The organism is Shewanella algidipiscicola (genome assembly GCF_900380485.1).
In the GTDB taxonomy this organism is placed as follows: Bacteria; Pseudomonadota; Gammaproteobacteria; order Enterobacterales; family Shewanellaceae; genus Shewanella; species Shewanella algidipiscicola.
The window spans coordinates 570,520-590,147 of the sequence record NZ_OXJV01000012.1 but is presented as its reverse complement, the minus strand read 5'-3'; the positions used below and the strand labels follow the sequence as shown (position 1 = coordinate 590,147).

At 43.9% G+C, this 19,628-nt stretch carries 15 protein-coding genes; 10 read left to right on the top strand and 5 right to left on the bottom strand.

Features of this window, described 5'->3' with window-relative positions; genetic code table 11:
* The first annotated feature begins 688 nt into the window (after positions 1–688).
* The 4 genes from DN599_RS10080 to DN599_RS10065 all read left to right on the top strand — a co-directional run bounded on the left by DN599_RS10080 (position 689) and on the right by DN599_RS10065 (position 6,211).
* Positions 689–1,729, top strand: a complete 1,041-nt coding sequence (locus DN599_RS10080) for a hypothetical protein (RefSeq protein ID WP_162599193.1) — start codon at positions 689–691, stop codon at positions 1,727–1,729.
* 155 nt (positions 1,730–1,884) lie between these two features.
* A complete protein-coding gene (locus DN599_RS10075; RefSeq protein ID WP_110457464.1) occupies positions 1,885–4,593 on the top strand; it encodes an ATP-dependent DNA helicase in 2,709 nt (902 codons plus the stop codon).
* A gap of 167 nt (positions 4,594–4,760) precedes the next feature.
* A complete protein-coding gene (locus DN599_RS10070; protein ID WP_162599192.1) occupies positions 4,761–5,543 on the top strand; it encodes a hypothetical protein in 783 nt (260 codons plus the stop codon).
* A 179-nt stretch (positions 5,544–5,722) separates the two neighbouring features.
* Complete coding sequence (locus DN599_RS10065) at positions 5,723–6,211, top strand: lecithin retinol acyltransferase family protein (protein ID WP_110457462.1); 489 nt, start codon at positions 5,723–5,725, stop codon at positions 6,209–6,211.
* Between the two features lie 1,049 nt (positions 6,212–7,260).
* Here DN599_RS10065 and DN599_RS10060 read toward each other — a convergent pair.
* From DN599_RS10060 to DN599_RS10045, 4 genes are all read right to left on the bottom strand, one after another.
* Positions 7,261–8,145 carry a mechanosensitive ion channel family protein gene (locus tag DN599_RS10060; RefSeq protein WP_110457461.1) on the bottom strand — a complete coding sequence of 295 codons (885 nt, stop codon included), beginning with the start codon at positions 8,143–8,145 and terminating at the stop codon, positions 7,261–7,263.
* A gap of 144 nt (positions 8,146–8,289) precedes the next feature.
* Positions 8,290–9,555 (bottom strand): hypothetical protein, encoded by a 1,266-nt coding sequence (locus DN599_RS10055; RefSeq protein WP_373317409.1) that lies wholly within the window; start codon positions 9,553–9,555, stop codon positions 8,290–8,292.
* Between the two features lie 356 nt (positions 9,556–9,911).
* The gene (locus tag DN599_RS10050; protein WP_110457459.1) at positions 9,912–11,414 is read right to left on the bottom strand and encodes a methyl-accepting chemotaxis protein; all 1,503 of its coding nucleotides are present in this window, start codon (positions 11,412–11,414) and stop codon (positions 9,912–9,914) included.
* 14 nt (positions 11,415–11,428) lie between these two features.
* Positions 11,429–12,025 carry an SCO family protein gene (locus DN599_RS10045; RefSeq protein ID WP_162599191.1) on the bottom strand — a complete coding sequence of 199 codons (597 nt, stop codon included), beginning with the start codon at positions 12,023–12,025 and terminating at the stop codon, positions 11,429–11,431.
* A 491-nt stretch (positions 12,026–12,516) separates the two neighbouring features.
* Between DN599_RS10045 and DN599_RS18725 the strand changes: the two genes are divergently transcribed.
* The 6 genes from DN599_RS18725 (at position 12,517) to DN599_RS10020 (ending at position 18,865) form a co-directional block, all read left to right on the top strand.
* A complete protein-coding gene (locus DN599_RS18725) occupies positions 12,517–12,693 on the top strand; it encodes a hypothetical protein (RefSeq protein ID WP_162924216.1) in 177 nt (58 codons plus the stop codon).
* Positions 12,694–12,696: 3 nt separating this feature from the next.
* The gene (gene putP / locus DN599_RS10040; RefSeq protein ID WP_110457457.1) at positions 12,697–14,193 is read left to right on the top strand and encodes a sodium/proline symporter PutP; all 1,497 of its coding nucleotides are present in this window, start codon (positions 12,697–12,699) and stop codon (positions 14,191–14,193) included.
* Between the two features lie 14 nt (positions 14,194–14,207).
* Entirely contained in the window at positions 14,208–15,305 is a 1,098-nt protein-coding gene (proB, locus tag DN599_RS10035) for a glutamate 5-kinase (protein ID WP_110457456.1), read from the top strand.
* A gap of 2 nt (positions 15,306–15,307) precedes the next feature.
* Positions 15,308–16,555, top strand: a complete 1,248-nt coding sequence (locus DN599_RS10030) for a glutamate-5-semialdehyde dehydrogenase (RefSeq protein ID WP_110457455.1) — start codon at positions 15,308–15,310, stop codon at positions 16,553–16,555.
* Positions 16,536–17,510: a pyrroline-5-carboxylate reductase gene (proC, locus tag DN599_RS10025; protein WP_239473277.1), complete on the top strand. Its 975-nt coding sequence runs from the start codon at positions 16,536–16,538 to the stop codon at positions 17,508–17,510. The genes DN599_RS10030 and proC overlap by 20 nt, the downstream gene beginning before the upstream one ends.
* A 464-nt stretch (positions 17,511–17,974) precedes the next feature.
* On the top strand, positions 17,975–18,865 hold the full coding sequence (locus tag DN599_RS10020; protein WP_110457454.1) for a dienelactone hydrolase family protein: 891 nt from the start codon (positions 17,975–17,977) through the stop codon (positions 18,863–18,865).
* Between the two features lie 86 nt (positions 18,866–18,951).
* On the opposite strand, the gene DN599_RS10015 is transcribed toward DN599_RS10020, so the two are convergent.
* Positions 18,952–19,449, bottom strand: a complete 498-nt coding sequence (locus tag DN599_RS10015) for a VF530 family protein (RefSeq protein WP_110457453.1) — start codon at positions 19,447–19,449, stop codon at positions 18,952–18,954.
* Positions 19,450–19,628: the final 179 nt, after the last annotated feature.

The window sequence follows — 19,628 nt, the reverse complement described above, 5'->3', positions numbered from 1 at the left end:
CTTCTTCGATTGGACTTCATTTGATACGACTAGTGAGTTAAAGGCTAAGAAGCTTTTGCCCCTTTATCATTTAGAACAATTACTCATTCGAACTTTGTGTTTCTGTGTTTACCTTATATTTACTAATGCGGAAAGCAAAAGATAAGGCCCTAGTAACTTGCCTTGTAGTATGCCTTAAAGACTACCACATGGAGCCTTTAGGCCTAATACTTTCTGGTATAAAAGGGTTTCGCTCATGACTATCGGGAATATGAAATTGTACGAAGAAGTTTATCTTAAAAGCTACGTTTACCACCACCTTCGACGAAGAGCCATGTATAGTTCAAGTTAAGATAATTACTATGAAAAAGATGCATAAATCGTTTGATTGGCGCATCGATAATACTAACTTTTAAACATTAACTCATTATTATCAATAGTTTGTAATATATATAAAAGTGCTATGCAGACCTCGTAAACACCTATGCATCTTTTTTATCTGCTAAATTGTCATGTTTAACCTGTATTTTTTGTTAAATAACATATTTACAACAAACACTTACAAGTGATATTTTGACGAAGAGACTTACAAGAAAGCAGGAGGTTATCCTGCTGCTAATCAATAAGCTGTTATGTAGCAATATGAAGTTCGAGAATCATGGATAACTGCAAAAAAGCATATGTAGCTAGTAGGCTACAAGAGACTATCTTGAATAAGATCTTACAAAGGAAGTCTCTCGAAGAACTAATGCCTTGGTATCAAGAAATTTGGGCTCTACCTGGTGCTCCCGTTGAACCTTGTTTTAGTTGTGCAAGCTGTTATGACTATGTTTTTTATAATAAATTGCTTCTTAAGGTTGCCAATCAAAAACAAATAGATCGGAAATCTCTAGAAGTAGAGCTGCATAATTGGAAGAAAACTCAGCTTCACGATGACATTCTTACGTCCTTAAAGAAAAGTAGCAGAACGAAATTTTCATACGAAAAATGTTCACCAAATAGAAAAATCGTTTACTTTGATCAAAACATGTTGTCTGACTATGACAGCGATAGTTCGGTCTATGAAGCAATAAATAAATTAAAGAAAAATTTAGACATCTGCTATAGCCCTTCTCATTTGGAGGAAATAAATAAGACAAGCACTAATGATGATGTGAAAAGGTTATTATCCAAGTTGACTGAGTTGACTGGGAATTTAGTCGTGTTGCCTGGTGAAAATGAAAACTTTTATGCAATAGAAGAACCTCATTACGGCCTTGATAGAGTTAACTTATACCCAGGAAGTACAGAGGCGGTAGAAAGTTTGAAGTTAATGTCTTCCAAAGAGCGGTCTTTATTCCTTAACAAGTATGAGACCGAATATCACAAAAAATCTATAGGTAACAATGATGATATCTTTGAGTGCTTGAGTGATGAAGACTTTCAAGAGCTTTTATTTTTTACTCATTCTTCATTTTCGAGTAAATCTAGTATTAAGGAAAATCAAGGCCGAAACGAGTTTTTGCACGCAGTCTATACTCTTTTTGGTATGCTAGATCTACTTTCTTATAGAGTCGATAGTCAAGAAAGAACAATAAAAAGTAGTGCTCATGATATTGAGCATCTCATTTATGCAAGTGAAGCAAATTATTTTGTCACCAAAGATAAAAAGCTATATATGCGAGCCAAGCAGATTTATAAGTTTCTAGATATAAAAACAATCGTGCTTAATCATCGTGACTACCTAGAAAAATTGGAAGCGGCTACATAACAAGGTGCTGCTGCGGACCAATTTTCCGCTACGCTCCAAACTTGCCGCAGAGCACGGCGTTATACGGTTGGTTTAGTAAGTCCGATTTTGACCCAAAGCGGAAGTTGAAATCATAGTTACTCTGACCTCTTAATTTATAAGGAGTTAAACCATTGATGGTTACCGTATTTAATCAAGTTCAAAACGCAAGCGGTGCTATTTCTCATAATATCGCCAATCTTAGCGATAACAGAGAGCTTCTGTCTCAGAATGTACTCGCTCAAGTTAGAAATTTAGTTGAAGGGGTAGCCGTATTATTTTATAGGGACTCATTAGATGCCGAATTTTCTTATCCGGAAATTAACCCAGCACTGCAGCATATTAGTGGTAATGGAAGGTTAAATTTTGTTTATCGGTTCCATAAGCTACTTCAAAAGGTAGCTTCGCACTACACTTTTGATGGGGATGCATCAGAAAGATTAATGCTCAAATACTATGAATATTTGTATAGAATTAGAGCCGCTGTCTATCAAGACTACTCTCTACAATTAATACCAAACCTTGAATCGTTTCCTGTCGATTTGGATCCTTCTTTATACGAATATCATGAGAAAATAACTGCTAGAATTGAATATTCACGCGGCACTAATTATGTTGGAGATAGAAAAGACCGTTACTATATTCAAAAGAATCGTCCATTTATATTCAATGACCGGATCTACTATGAGGTAACGTTTTGTCGTGCGGTAAATAAGGTAAGCAAGTTTGAGCGAGTAATTGCTTTTACTGAACTTGATATATCGGATAAGTATGCGGTTAATCTAACGCTCAGGCGCGATCAAATTGAAGTACTAGGCCAGGTTATGCCTATTACTTTAATTATTTCATGGGAAGTTTCTATTCGTTCCTGTGAGCTAAAAAACTTCGCCCGTTTACTCGGTCACTCGGTAACAGGGAGTACGTCTTCACAGGAATATCAATATTTAATGAGCTTTTTGACACAAGGTTATCGAAATTTGAATGACCTGATGTGTATGAGTGATCAAAATTACCAACAGGTGAGACTAGGGGCGCTAGTTACAAATAACGCCTCTCAAATATTTGTTTTTTTGGATAGAGCGCGACATATCATTAAAGCATCTCTCCCAGGAGGTAACATTCTTCGCTATCTTCTTTTGAGGATGAACAACCAATTGCTGAAGTCTCAATATAATCGCGACGGATGTGAGCTTCTATCTAATCTAAAATTTTCTTTTAGTAGTATTCCATTTGATAAGATGCCTTTTTGTACATCTCTCCCTAAGCATAATCCGAGGTTTTGGGATCTCTCTGATTGTATCGATATGGTGGGGCGCCAACATGAACTTCTAGCTAGACGTGTTAGAAATAACGTTGAAAGACATGGAGTTTTGTATACCCCAATCGGAGATTTAAGCGAGTTTGGAGATATTGAGGCATTGATAAACGACTTTAATAATCGAATTTATAAAACACATAAAGAAATTCGAAGTTTAGTTTCTGACAAAGGACACGTGTTTATAAATGGCTACGAAGAAGATACTTTCAGTATTATTGAAAGGTTAAAAACATTTTCTTCTCCTGGCATATCAGGATATACCCAAGCAGTAACACGCTGGATAGGTGAGTCAGCTCACAGTATCGATGATACCGTGAAACATCAGGCTTTAACTCAATTATTTAGCGATTCGAAGGTTGCTCTTATATATGGCGCGGCAGGTACAGGTAAATCCACAATGGTTGACCATATTGCTCACTACTTTAGCGATAAGAGAAAGCTATTTTTGGCTCATACGAACCCTGCTAAAGATAACTTAATGCGTAAGGTGACGGCGCAGAATTCTGAGTTTCGAACCGTAAGTAGTGAAATTCATAATGGTCATAACCCTTTCTTACCTGACTATGACCTTCTTGTGATCGATGAGTGCAGCACCGTTAGTAATTCTGATTTTTTGAAGGTATTAGAGAAGAACACCGCAAAATTGATAGTTCTTGTTGGTGATGTGTATCAAATTGAGTCAATACAGTTTGGTAATTGGTTCGAAGTGATTCGCTCTTTTATTCCTAACTCTTCAGTCTTTGAATTAACAACGCCGTTTAGAACGCAGAATAATTATCTATTAGATTTCTGGAATAAAGTTCGAAATATCGATGATGACTTAACTGAAGTTATGGTTAGGCATGGTTATTCGTCGATATTGGACTCGAGTATCTTCCAGTCTCAAGGTAATGACGAAATCATACTGTGTTTAAATTACGATGGTTTGTACGGAATTAATAACATTAATAGGTTTCTTCAAAGTAGTAACCCTAATCAGGCGATAACCTGGGGTGATTCGACTTACAAAGTAGGAGATCCTGTTCTTTTTTATGAATCTGAACGATTTAAACCTGTTATATACAATAACCTAAAAGGTCGAATAATTAGAATTGAGCAGTTTGTTGGCTATATTCAATTTGATATAGAGCTAGATCGTCCGTTGACTGAGTTTGACGTTGCAGGGAATGAATTAGATTGGGTAGAAGGTTCGACTGTTAGGTTCCAAGTTTTTGAAGTAAAGAATAGTGATGACGACGATGACTCATCAAATATTACGATTCCGTTTCAAGTTGCCTACGCGGTATCTATTCATAAAGCGCAAGGGCTTGAATACGATTCTGTTAAAGTGGTCATAACAGATGCTAACGAAGATGATATTTCTCATAGTATCTTTTATACCGCAATTACAAGGACTAGGGAAAATTTGAAGGTTTTTTGGACGCCGGAGACTCAGCAGAAAGTTATCCAGCGTTTGCAAAGAATACCTAGAAATAAGGATGTTGCTTTGATATCAAGTCGGCGAGGTCTTACATCTGTTCGGAATTAATATGATTATTAAAACCGTGGATCAGAGTAACTTGATCTGAACGCCCGCTTATGGACATAGCGAAGTTGATGCAGGTAACGTATAACAAGCGCAAGCAGTCGGAAAAAATGCTCGCTTGCGCTCTCAATTTTCCGCTGTTGCGGGCGTTAACTGTCATAGGAGGTAAAGTGGAAATTAAAGGGATTAAAGTAGAAGCTATATCAAAGTTAGTAAAAGATGTAGTGATAATAGTTTTGGCTGGTGTTGCAATATTAAAAATGATCCAAGCTGATATAGCTTTGAGTTTTAGTGAGCTATCTGCTACAGATTTAGTAGCACTTTTGTTGGCTGTTTTTTCTGTTGGTCTTTCGGCTGCATTCTACTTTGCTGCATCAGGTAGTAGTGAACGCTTTTATTACAACATGCATAAGTTTACTAAAGACACCTCTGTGATATTGGGTGAACTAAAAGAGCAAGTAAAAAGCGTAGACAAGGGGCAGCAAGAGGTTAAGGCTCGAGTTGAGCAATATGGAACCAACGGTGTCGGAACTAACAATGAAGCGTTAGAAACAAAAGAAAAAGAAGTTGTTGATGCTCGTGAAGATATGCATCAATTTATATCAACCTTATTCGAGAACCTTAAATTAGATCAGGCTGAAAAAGATAAGTTAAAGGCAGAATTGGCCTCGAAAGAGCAGCAATTATCAGAGCATGTAAATCAGCTGTCTGAAATTAAGGCGAATATTCTCGAAGAAAAGCTGAGAAAGGTGAAACGTTATTTAGTTGGTCATGTAAGGCGTAGAGCTAAACGACATGACAGTTTTGAAGAGTTGCTTGAAGACCTTATCCCTCGATCAGGCACTCCATTTGAAGAAGATCTAATAAGTCTCGGTTGGTTTGAGCATGGTGAGTTCACCTCTAAAGGCATTGAAGTAATCAGTCAGATGTATGCAGATATATGTGACAGTTAACAAACGCTTCAAGACGGATTCGCAACGCGTGGCATTTTTACCATGCGTTCATTTAAGTGATTCAGGTGGTATGCGGAAACATTGGTATTGCGTTGCTCACCACTTAAGCGGGCGTTAGCCTTACTTGAAAAGTTAGGCATTTGTCGCAATATAAGAGTTTTAATTTACAGGAAGTAATAATGTATAATTTAGGTGATGTTCTCTCTATCCAATATGCTGGGTTTAAACACTACGGTATTTATATTGGAAACAATACTCTAATCCACAATTCAAAAAAATTCTTTAAAGTTGAAGAAATCTCATTAGACGATTTTAAAGACGGGAAAGAACCAAATTTAAGTAGTATAAAATCTTCTAATCCTGAGCTATCAATTCAGCAAGCAAAGAAGTATCTCGGTATTCCATATGGTTTATTTTCTGAAAACTGCGAACATTTTGTACGTGTTGTTTGTGGGTTAGAAAAAGAAAGCACTCAGGTTCAAAAATATTTAATAACAGCTCTTGGTACAAGTGTGTTATTGAAATCAGATAACACTATTGTACAAGCAGCAGGTGGCGCAGCGGCTATAGGTGCCTTACTTACTTCAAGTGAAAAAAGCCCTGTAAAAAATTCAGCAGTACTTGCCTGTTTAGCTGCAGGTGTCGCATTTTTAGCAACGCAAGGCTAACAAGGCGCTTAAACGGAAAAATTACAGTTGGCTCGCGCTTCGCGCAGTTTAGCCTAACTGTATTTTTCCGCTTAGCTTAGCGTTACCATACCAATTACGGCTAAATCGAAGAGAGTGATAAGTCAGTGTAGGTATGGCGGTGGGGGTTGGTGGCATGGCCGCTCTTTGACATCCATGTCACTACGGCATTTGTGAATCCATTCACATCAGATGCCACCGTCGAGCGTATAGGGATATACTTGCAGCGCCCCACCAAAATACCTGCACGAAAGGCATGCTGCAGGCAATGGGTTGCCATAGAAGGTTAACGCTACCATCAAACAATAAAAACCAACTCGACTAAATGCTACAAGCCAAAAAAAGCCAACACCTTCATTCGAAGGCCAAGATATTTTTGTCCAAAAACAATTTTGCTTTTAACGGCTATGTGGATACCAATTACGGCTAAATCGAAGAGATAGATAAGCCGGTGTAGGTATGTCGGTGGGGGTTGGTGGCATGGATGCCACCGTCGAGCGTATAGGGATATACTTGCAGCGCCCCACCGAAATACCTGCACGAAAGGCCTGCGGCAAGCAATTCAAAATGATGAAGGTTAACGCTACCATCAATCAATAAAAACTAACTCGACTAAATGTTACAAGCCCAAAAAAGCCAACACCTTCATTCGAAGGCCAAGATACTTTGTCCAAAAATAATTTAGCTTTTAACGGCTATGTGGATATTAATTACGGCTAAATCGAAGAGAGTGATAACTCGGTGTAGGTATGGCGGTGGGGGTTGGTGGCATGGATGCCACCGTCTAGCGTATAGGGATATACTTGCAGCGCCCCACCGAAATACCTGCACGAAAGGCCTGCGGCAAGCAATTCAAAACAATGTAAGTTAACGCTACCATCAATCAATAAAAACAAACTCGACTAAATGCTACCAACCAAAAATGCCAACACCTTCATTCGAAGGCAAGCACACTTTTGTCCAAAAATAATTTAACTTTTAATACCCAGAATGAAACCTAGTGAGGAGTCACTTAGATAACCACAAAAAACCTACTCATGGGTCTGTGCAACAACTGCCGAGCGTTGCAAGCTAATGACGCCATCGAGGTGAATATCCCGCTGCGGATAGGCAATGACAATCTCATGTTCGTCAAACAGTTGGTAAATTCGAAAACGGATGTCGCTGCGGATCTTACGAATATCGGCTTCAGAATTAGCACACAACCAAAATATACCATCGAAAATTAACGCGTTATCACCAAAATCTTCAAATATGGCAATGGGCGCTGGAGACTTTAAAATATCATCACGTTCATCGAGAGCCTGCTTAATCAAGCGCGCCACTAGCGTCACATCGACGCCATAAGAAACTCCGACCCGCACGGTCGAGCGGGCATTGTTGTCGATTAAGGTCCAATTGGTGACCGTGTTTTCCAGTAAGTGACTATTGGGCACTAACATATGTACCCCGTCGCTACGGCGGATAAGCGTTGAGCGAGTGTTAATACTCTCCACCACCCCTTTGGTTTCACCTATCTCTAAAAAATCACCGATACGGATCGGCCGCTCCCACATTAAAATCCAGCCGCTGATAAAGTTATTAATGATATTTTGCGCGCCGAACCCCACACCAATGGCAACGGCACCAGAGACAAAGGCAAAGGCTTTGATGGGGATATTCAGGATCTCGAGACTGGTGACTAAGATGACCGCAATGGCCACCACCAAATAGATGCGCGAAAACAGATGCACCGCATCGGGTGCGACCTTACGCGATAACAATGACCGCCGGATCAATTTACCAATACGAGTCACCACAAACCAGGCTAACAGCAGCAGTAGTGGCACCTGTAATACCTGCGAAACGGTAATGGGCGAACCGTCATAGGTAAATAACACAAAAGAGAGTAACTCGTTAATACTTTGCCAGCTCATCGGTGCATCCAAGTAATGGTAACGGATACTTGAGTATAACAGCCTGATTTGAAGCTGGTGTTTCAAATCAGACTGATAGCTAATCGGTTAGCGCCTTGCTTTCATAGCACTTACCGCAGGCTTATGGCGCGAATGATGCCGTAATTAGGGGGCTGCTATTAAGGGTTTAATCACCTTATGTTCAATCACGGTCGATAAGATAAACATCACTAGGTAACCACTGCCCAGCGCGAGGATCACCGCCACCACATTGTCGGTTAAACGGGTGTAGCCGTAGTAACTGCCAATCAAGGCTAATATGCCGCTTATTCGAATAAATAAACTGTGTAAAAACAACCCGCGCGCCTTGATATAGGCCAACTGATAGCCATTGAGCATCATAAAAATAAAAAACATCGAAAAGTGCATCAATACCGGGGCGGCCTTGCTATAGGATGCCGGAAACAGCGTATCGACCAACCATTGGCCACATAGCAGCATCGACAAGAAAAAGCTCAGCGAGACCAGTATCGACACCTTATACACCCAGCGCTTGATCAGGCGAACTTGTTCAACTTGCTGCTGGCGCACACACACCGCCAATTCGGGTAACACAAATCGATAAATAGGAAACACAAACAACAAGGTTAAATAAGCGATCACAGGCCGAACCACTACCTGAAAGTCGCCTAACTCATCGACACTAAAGTGGCCGATGGTAAGCAGTACGGTAATGTAGATCATAAACAGGCTAGCGCCGGCCTCCAGCGCCGAGGTAAAACTTTTTTGCATAAAGTTTTTCAAACTGGGAGTCATGCTTACCGACCCTAACGGTGTGGTGGCGATGAGTTTGCGACGCCTCACAAACATGTAGCCAGCCACCGCTAGTGATGACAGCATTAAGCTGTAAAACAGCGAGGCGATGGCGCTCTGGCGCAGCAGGTAGTAACAGATCATAAACGCCACCACCTGCCCTAAGGGTTCTAACCAGGTGACCTTATTTGAAATGTTGTACATACGATACATGGCAATTTGATTGGTAAAATAGACCTTAAGGCCCATCCCCAAAATAATACCCACCAGATGAAAATAGGCCACATCGATATGCAACTTATGCTTAATATAGGGCAGCACCACTCCCCAAGTCAGCAGTACCATCACTATCAAGCTGTATCGAAATAGGTTAGTAATATCTTTATCGTTTTGGGTTTGCGAGTAGCTCACCACCATAGAGGCGCGAAAACCTGTCATCAAAATTAACGACAGCGAAATAATATCAACCACAGTGTGGTACAACGCCAGATCGGCTTTAACCACCCATTGCGCTAACCAAACTTTAAATCCAAATCCAATCGCAATGCTGACAAGTGTCGCCCAAATCCCAGCAACAAAAGCGCTTTTCACGCGCTCAATGGGAGCTAACTGCATGATATCCTCTGACTATGGCGGCGCTGCAATGTTTGATGAATGGCTAATCACCTTGCCAAATCCGCTTAACTACAGCCAACTAAAAAGAGTCTGATAATGAGGCAAGTCGCCAATCAATTTGGCGAGAACATTAACCAAAAACTACAAATAAAAGTGACACAACTAAACACCCGAAAAAAGTCACGCGGTATTTTAGCAAACAATGACTTAGCAAAACGTGAGCTGGCTAAACCCTCATAAAATAAGTTGGCCCTTGTGGCTGCCAATATTTAAGGTAAAAAAACGGCAAGCACATTGAATGGGCTTACCGTTTCATGGCGGCTAAACACTCGCTAAAACCTCTAGCTTGGTTCAAGGCGCTACACCTTATAGATGGCCGCCTTCACTTGGTAGGTTTTAGCAATATCTTGAATCGCTAAAGAAGCTTCAGACAGAGATTGAACCTGCAGCGCCAGTTGGCTAATGGCCTCGGCATTTTGCAAAATATCATGGCCGACATTACCCAGCACATGCGACTGTGAACGTGTTTCATCGGCAACCCGCGAGCTAAGCTGGGCCACCTCACCAATCTGCTCAGACCGCACACCTAACCCTTCGGCAATACGCTGGGTATGCTCAACATTTTCTAAGGTCCGTTTTTGGCCTAAATCCATCGACTCAACCGTTTTTACCATCGACAGGTTAAGTCGGTCGAGCACGGCGGAGATCTCATCGGTCGAGTGGCTGGTGCGCTGTGCGAGGGCCCGCACCTCGTCAGCTACCACGGCAAAACCACGGCCCGACTCGCCCGCGCGGGCGGCTTCAATGGCGGCGTTGAGCGCCAGTAAATTGGTTTGCTCAGAAATACTGCGGATCCCTTGTAGCAAACTGGTGATCGCACTCACATCAGTGGTCAACTCAGTTAGGGAGCCTCTAATTTCGGTGGTATTGGCCTCTAGCAAGCGCATATCTTTCATCACATCCAGAGCACTTTGTCGGTCAGCAATGCTCAAGTCGGCGGCGGATTTGGCTTGCTCGGCAGATAACTGACTGTTGGCCACCACCTCATTAATGCGCGCAATCACATCTTGGGTGGTATAGGAGATGGTTTTGGCTTGTTCATTATAATGGTCGACCTCCTGCAGGGTCTTATCACTGTTAGCGTTTAGCTCGTCGGTGGTGACACTCATCTGCTGGGCAATATCACGATAATCGGCAAATAGCTGCGACAACTGATCTAACATGGAGTTAAAAGCCGATTCGGCGCTGCTGTCTGATGCTAAACGCACCGTAAGATCTTTGTTGTGCGAAATAGACTCGATAGCCATGGCAATGCGTTGATTGGCTAGCGACTCGCGGCGCATAAATGAAGCGATCAACATCAAAATGCTGGTTTCTGCCAAAGCAAATACGGCATGGACGAAGGTGATCATCCAGTTACACTCGCCAGCAAAGATCATGATAGGTATCGACATAAAACTGCCTTGCTGCAACTGGATTGCGGTAAACAGCACATGATGCACAGCGACGGTCAATAAGGCCGCCAGCAGCGGTTGCCAACGCTGATATATTAAAAATACTGCCATAGAGGCAAAAATATGAAAATGCATCTCAATCATCCCCATCTGGGTCTGAATAAGTGCAGCCGATACCGTCATCATCAACACCGCGGCCACTATGCCAAACAAATGGGTGCCTTTAAGCAGCTGATAGGACAGTAATACCAATAACAATATTGCCACTGCACTGATACTGGCAATCAGGGTTAATTGAGCCCCAACGAAACCACTTAAAAATAAAATGGGGATCTGTGCCAGTAAGATACGGAAAATATACAGATCATTTCTCTGGGTGAGATCGACTTGGTGAGGAGTGCTATTCATATGATGTGCTCTTATCATTTTAATAGGGGAGTAAGGTCGGCTAACATCTTTTGTGTCGACAGTTGCCACTGAGTATAAATACGCGCAAGGGTGCCATTTTCTGAAACTAAATAAAGGTTGCCAACATGATTGAGCTGCCCTGATTGTGTGGTTATCTTCTCTCTTAATATCGATTGTAGCTTATCCAGATCCGCTTGTTGCATGCGGGCACTGACGAAGCGAGTCGAGCGTTGATCGATTAACTGCTCACGGATACTTGGGGTATCGGTATCTGGGTCGATGGTGATAAATAAAAACCGCACCGATTTGTCATATGCCCCTTCTTGCTCGGCTAACCAAGTATCTAACTGCATCAACTGACCAATGCGCAGTGGACAGATGTCCGAGCAGCTTAAAAACCCCATAAACAGGTAAGTCGGCCCGTCGTGCCAATCACTAAAATCGTGCCAATCCCCGTCGACAGCTTGCCAACGAAAATCAATCGACTGCGCTTGAGGTTGCAAGCCATAACCGCCGGTGATGCGCTGCGCCATATAAAGCACCAGCGGCACTATCACTAGCGCTACGCTGATCAATATTATTGCAATGAGTGGTTGTCGTCTTAACGCCATAATTAAAAAATCGATATCCCTAAATAAGATATAAGATAGAAGTAGGATAAACATCGGCTTCGGCGCAATAACCGTAAGGACGATGCCATAACGGCCCGTAAAGCTGCCAATTGAACAGCGCGCAATATTATATGAAGCGCAAACAAAAATCGATTCTGAGTGAAGCAAAGTGACGCGTTTTCTTAATTAACTTTCTCTTCCAATTCAATAAGTTTAATACAAGCTAGCCACGAGCGTCCTATAGCGCGAATACCGATAAACACAGCCAAGACAAGCGATAATACTTCGCGATAAACATACCTATAATTAATTACCATTCAAACAATATCTATCTCATAAAATGAATCCAAACTGCTGAAAAATTAGCTAACAACTAGAAATTTTAACTTTAATAGTGTTAAGATAGTTAGACCACTAACTATTAGCACTCTAACTATTTAGCGTGCAGTTAGTGATCATTACCCAACAGGATTCATGCTCAGGAGGGCACAATGTCGTCAGACAATGCAGCGGAAGAAAATCTCATTACCACCATTTTTCATTCTACGAAAACCACAATAAAGGAGGGGATCGAGTTGATGTGTTTGATTGCAATTTTAAGCACCTATCTCTTTGTCATGTTGAAACCCAAGGGGATTCAAAATAACAAAGCGTTAGGAGGTCAATAATCCATGCATTACCTCACTTATGTATCGCTGGCGATCTATTTTATTGCCATGCTCAGCATCGGATTATTCGCTTATAAACGCTCTACCAGCGACGTGTCGGGCTATATCCTCGGAGGACGAAAAGTCAGTCCTCAGGTGACCGCCCTGTCGGCTGGCGCCTCTGATATGAGCGGTTGGATGCTAATGGGTCTGCCAGGCGCTATGTTTTTGGTTGGATTTGAGACTATCTATATTGCACTTGGGCTCTTACTCGGTGCGTTAGTCAATTACTTAATTGTCGCCCCTAAGCTTAGGGTTTATACCGAAGTGGCTGGCGATGCGTTAACCATCCCTGAGTTTTTTGCGAAGCGATTTCATGATCCCAGCAGTAATATCCGTATTATTGCTGCCATCATTATCGTCATTTTCTTTACCCTCTATACCTCAGCTGGCTTAGTGGCGGGCGGAAAACTGTTTGAATCGGCCTTCGATGTGCAATATGAGTTTGGCCTTTTCATCACCTTAGGCGTAGTGGTCGCATATACCTTGCTTGGAGGCTTTTTAGCCGTCAGCCTGACCGACTTTGTGCAAGGCTGTATCATGTTTGTTGCCTTGATTTTGGTGCCCGTTGTGGCCTACCAAGAGTTTACCACTGCCGATAACATGATGAACTTTGCTTATGAGTCGATCCCACATTTTGGTGAGGCGATGCAAAATGTCAGCCTACTTGCGCTGATATCTAGCCTATCTTGGGGCCTGGGCTACTTTGGTCAGCCGCATATTATCGTACGCTTTATGGCAATTCGCTCAGTAGCCGATATTAAAGTAGCCAAGCGAATAGGCATGAGCTGGATGACGGTCACCATTATTGGTGCCTTAGCCACAGGCCTTATCGGTATCGCTTATGCTAATAAGTTTCAATTGAAACTCACCGATCCTGAAACCATCTTTATTGTCTTTTCAGAGATCTTGTTCCACCCAATGATAAGTGGCTTCCTGTTAGCCGCCATTTTAGCCGCCATTATGAGTACCATCTCATCGCAGCTACTAGTGTCGTCAAGTTCACTCACGGAAGATATTTACCGTGTTGTGTCGAAAAAAGAAGCTACCGAAACCGAGATGGTCAAAATGGGTCGCTTCGGCGTCGCCGGTGTCGCCATTGTCGCCAGCTTGTTAGCCATGGATCGCTCTAACAGCATCTTGTCGCTAGTCAGTAACGCTTGGGCAGGATTTGGTGCAGCCTTTGGCCCACTGATCTTGTTTAGCCTGCATAAACAAAGCTTAACCTACAAAGCTGCGATTGCCGGTATCGTTTCGGGTGCGGCCACTGTACTGTTTTGGATTTATGCGCCAGTGCTTGCCGATGGTGAAGCCTTAAGCAGTGTCATGTATGAAATGATCCCAGGCTTTATCGTCAGTAGTTTAGTTATCTGGATCACGAGTATCTTTTCGAAAGATCCTTGTCATAAAACGGTCAAAACATTCAATAAAGCCGGACGTGTACTAGCAGAAGAAAGGTAATTAGGGGAGGCAACATGGCAGATTTACACTGGAAACGCATTGTCGTTAAAGTGGGTAGTGCCTTAATTGCACCCCACAAACAAGGTTGTAGCAGCCACTATCTATTGGGTATCGCACAGTTTATCGCCAACTGTCGCGCCAATGGATGCGAAGTGGTATTGGTCTCATCAGGCTCGGTGGCCGCTGGCTGGCATCGATTTAACGGCATAGATAAGCCGTCAGTATCGGTAAAAAAGGCGATGGCCGCTGCAGGGCAAGCAGACATGATGGCAACGTGGGACAAGTTATTCGACTTTCCCACCGCGCAGCTGTTAGTGACCCATGGCGATTTACGAAATCGTGAACGCTACATCAGCATTAAAAATACCATCTTCAGTTTATTGGAGCATGGCTTGTTGCCTATCATCAACGAGAACGATGCCGTGACCACCGACAAGTTAAAAGTCGGTGATAACGACAACCTCTCGGCGATGGTGGCCGCAGCAGCCGACGCTGATGCGCTGATCATCTGTTCTGATGTAAAGGGTTTGTATACCAAAAACCCAAACATCCACGACGATGCCAAGCTGATAAAGCAGGTCAGCGATATCAATGACAATATCTATTCGATGGCAGGCGGCGCCACCAGTGACGTAGGTACAGGTGGCATGCGCACCAAGATTGAAGCTGCAGAAAAGGCTATCTCTCACGGTATTGAAACCGTGATAGTCAATGGCTTTGACGGCGACACTTTTACCCAGCTGCTTAAAGGGCAAAATCCGGGAACCTTATTTACCCCGTTTGAACACCCAATGCAGGAACATCTGCACTGGATGACCCATACCTCGCAAGCACAGGGAGAGTTGATTGTCGAAAATGATTTCGATGGAAACTTAGACCAACATACACCGCTGACAAGCGACGATGTAGTTGCCGTAACAGGTAACTTTTCCGTTGGGGATACGGTATTAGTGCGCAAAGGCGATGGCACTAAACTGGCGAAAGCCCGATCCAACTACAGCAGTTGTCTACTGAATTTTATTGCGGAACAAGAAGATCGCGACTTTGCCAATGATGTCCAGCAAAAGACCGGCGCGATCATTTCCGACAAAAATATCGCCATATTGGAGTAAATATGAGTTTAATTAAAACCTTATCTCAAGATGCTGCATTAGCAGCACAAACCCTTGCGGTACTCGATGAACAGTTAAAAAATACCGTGCTATTGGATATGGCACGCGCTATTCGTGCCCACAGTTATGAGATCCTCAGCGCTAACATGATCGATCTGGCTAACGCCGATGCCGACAAACTTGGCGCCGCCATGATAGACAGATTAACCCTCAACCCAGAGCGGGTGGAGGCCATGGCAGAAGGCATTGAAACCATTGCCTCACTGCCCGACCCTATCGGTGCCGAGCGCGACATGGGCCAGCGCCCCAATGGCTTAAATATCCGTAAAATGCGCGTGCCACTCGGGGTGGTGTGCATGATCTATGAGGCGCGTCCGAACGTGACTGCCGATGCCGGAGCCTTATGTTTTAAATCGGGCAATGCCGTTGTACTGCGTGGCGGTAAAGAGGCGCTGCAAACCAGTAAGGTGATCGCCTCAATTATGCAAACGGTATTGACTCATTATGGCTTACCGCCAGCATTGATCACCGTGGTGCCCGATCCCGATCGCGCCCTGATGTTAGAGTTGATGCAACAACGCGATTATATCGATGTCATTATCCCTCGAGGCGGCGAAGGTTTAATTAACTTTGTCACCGACAACAGTAAAATACCTGTCATTCAGCATTTTAAAGGTGTTTGTCATCTGTATGTCGATAAAGATGCCGACCTTGATAGTGCCTTAGCCTTACTGCTTAACGGTAAGACCCAGCGCACAGGGGTGTGCAACACCTTAGAAGGCCTACTGGTCCACAAAGAGATTGCCGCCGAGTTTTTACCTAAAGTGGCCTCAGCCTTAGCAGAACATAAGGTAACCATTAATGCCTGTGAACATGCCAGCCCACACTTTGACGCGTGCCAAGTGATAGATGAGCAAGATTTTGGTCAAGAATACTTAGATCTTGAAATCGCCATTCGCCAAGTCAATGACTTCGAGCAGGCTATCGACCACATTAGACGTTTTGGTAGTCACCACACCGAGGTGATCAGCACCCAAAATGAGCTCACTGCCGCCCGTTTTCAGCGCACGGTCGATGCTTCTGTGGTCATGGTTAACGCCTCTTCACGCTTTTCTGATGGCGGCGAACTCGGATTGGGCGCCGAGATAGGCATTGCCACCACCAAACTGCATGCCTATGGTCCCATGGGCATTGAGTCATTGACTACTGAAAAATATTTAGTCAGCGGTGATGGGCAAATACGCGCTTAAGCCCTTCGACTCGGCAATTGATCACCTATTAAAGATGGATTGCCGAGCCGATATCACCGCATCAACATCCCAGCCCACACATCAATTACATAGCCTCAAGGAGACCGTTATCTTTAATCACGACTCACCCTTAGACCCACAATTGCGTATAGCCTTCATCGGTGGCGGTAATATGGCCAAAGCCATCATTGCCGGTTTACTCAAGCATGGTCACTCCAGTCAACACATCTTGGTATGCGCCCCGACTCAGGCAACGCGCAGCGAAATGGTGGAGCAGTTTAATGTGCGAGTGCATCAAGACAATAGTACCGCAGCGGCTTTCGCTGACGTGATTATCTTGGCGGTTAAACCCTTTATTGTGCCGCTAGTATGCGAAGAATTAGCTCCTGTTATTGCACAGCATGATGGTGATAAACTCGTTATTTCGATTGCCGCAGGCGTGAAACAAAACACCATCAGCACTAAGCTTGGCGATCATCAACGGGTGATCTGTGCCATGCCAAATCTGCCCACCGCCATAGGTAAGGGCTTAACCGGCCTGTATGCCCCCAAGCTTAGCCAACAAGCCGATGTCGATACCGCCGACCACCTGATGCGCGCCGTTGGTGACACCGTTTGGCTGCAAGAGGAAAGCCAAATGTCGACCATAGTGGCAACCGCTGGCAGTTCACCAGCGTACTTTTTTCTGTTTTTAGAAGCGATGGAAAAAGCGGCCATTAACCAAGGCTTACCACAAGCGACAGCCACTAAAGCCGTATTGCAAAGTGCCATGGGCGCCATTGCAATGGCGATGGATAGCCAACACGATTTTGCCAAGTTGCGCCGCCAAGTGACCTCACCTAAAGGCACCACAGAGCAAGCCATATTAGCGTTTCAACACGGCGAGCTTGATGCATTAGTCGCTAATGCGATGGACTCTGCCGCCGATCGTGCTAAAGAGCTCTCTCTGGGCTAAACGCCGAGACAGACTCACCACTCATCTTATCGTGGCAAGATAATCGACAGGGCACGAATGCTTCACACTTGTGCCCTTTTGCTATCACGCGATGGCTAACTTAAGTCCGCCTATAATGCTAAGACTAAGCAACCTGCCTAAGCCCCTATTAGGCAGTTAAACGGCAGTGCCATAGACCCAAGGCTTCCCTTATCGCTAGCCGTTTATACACGGCTGATAATATCCATTTTATCGCGGCGGAACACCAACACCCCCGATAAACTGAGTGTCAGCCACTAAACCACTCAAGCCTCGCTGACCATGCACTAGGTTTGAAAGCCACCTAAGCTGCGACTATCTTAATAACAGACACTAGGTCGATAACGTACTCGATAAATGATCTTAGGCTTATGTCGATAACCTAATGGTTAGCCACTGTTTATCAAATCAACTGGATTGTCTAATAAAATAGGAAAGGAAGCATAATGGCTCAGCAACCACTCAATCATATCCCCCAAGAAGCCTTCGATTGGTACGACGAATACGCCCATGGCGTGATAGATAGACGCACCTTTATGAAAAAACTGACCCCCCTTGTCGCTGTAGGTTATTCAATGACCTTGCTCACTTCGGCATTATTACCCAATTATGCTTTGGCTGAGCAGGTCTCCTTTAATGACCCAGACATTAAAGCCAGCTACCAAGAGTTTGACTCGCCTAACGGCCATGGCAAAGGCCGCGGCTATTTAGCCGTGCCTACGCAGCTCACGGGGCCGCTGCCCGTAGTATTAGTGGTGCACGAAAACCGAGGCCTTAACCCCTATGTAAAAGATGTCGTGCGGCGCTTAGCCAAAGCAGGCTTCGTGGCCTTTGCCCCCGATGCGTTATTTCCTCTTGGCGGGTACCTGGGTAACGACGATGAAGGCAGAGCCATGCAAAGCAGATTAGCTAAGGATAAGATTCAGCATGACTTTGTGGCCGCGGCGCGCTTCTTAAAGTCTCATCCATTAAGCAATGAAAAACTCGGTGCGGTGGGTTTCTGTTTTGGTGGCTATATGGTCAATTATTTAGCGGCGGTGGACAGTCAGTTATTGGCCGCCGGAGTGCCCTTTTATGGTACGCCAGCCACGCCTGAGCTACGTAGCAATATCAAGGCGCCCTTACTTATCCAACTGGCAGAGCACGATGACAGGGTTAATCAAACTTGGCCTGAGTATGAGCAAGACCTAAAGCGTATTAACGCCAACTATCAAATGTTTACTTACCCCAATACTCAGCACGGCTTTCATAACGACTCGACTCAACGTTACGATGAACAAAATGCCGAGCTGGCATGGAGTCGCACCTTAAGCTTTTTTAAACAGCACCTCAGCTAAAGAACGCTTAAACTAAAGCACTATGGCTATGAGATCAAAAAAGGCGAAGGGTAATCCCTTCGCCTTTTTTATTGCCACGATAGCACTCACTTACCCCAAGGATTGCTGGGATCTTGTGATGGCGCAGGGCGATTATGACCCGAACGCTTATTCTGTGCATAAGCATCTTGAGCGCGTGGTTTATCTTTACCGTATTGAGGGCGCGTCTTATTTTGCTTCATCGCCTCATAATCGGCAGTGGCTTTAGCGCGCATTTCTGCAATTAACTCAATGGTTAACTCTTGTGGCTTACGAGGCACAATGCCATCGGCAAAGCCGCGCTCTCTGGGCTTGAGTTCAAACTGCGCCGCATCACCTTTTGGCATGCGCTTAAAACGATACAGGTAAAAGCTTTCAACCCGCTCTCTGGCCCACTCAGTTTTTTTTAAAAACTTAAGGCAAGCTGCCATATTAGGATTGGTATTAAAACACTCTAAGCGCAATGCCGCGTATAAAATTTTCCAATCATAAAAATCGACGAGTTCGGTCACCATGGTTTCTAAGCCTAGGCCATGTAATGGGTTGTTTTGTTGCTGTTCAATCATGGAATATCCAACGACCGCCATTGCGGTGTCTACAGTAGTTGCTGCCAAGCTTATGCTCAAGCAGCCGTGAATTAGGGTGTTCGAGCCCTGCCACCGGGCATGATCTCAAATCACAGGCGCCCATTAATCAAAAGGGCTAAAGATAGCTATCGCGTTGATGTTTAGCTCTTGCTTAATGG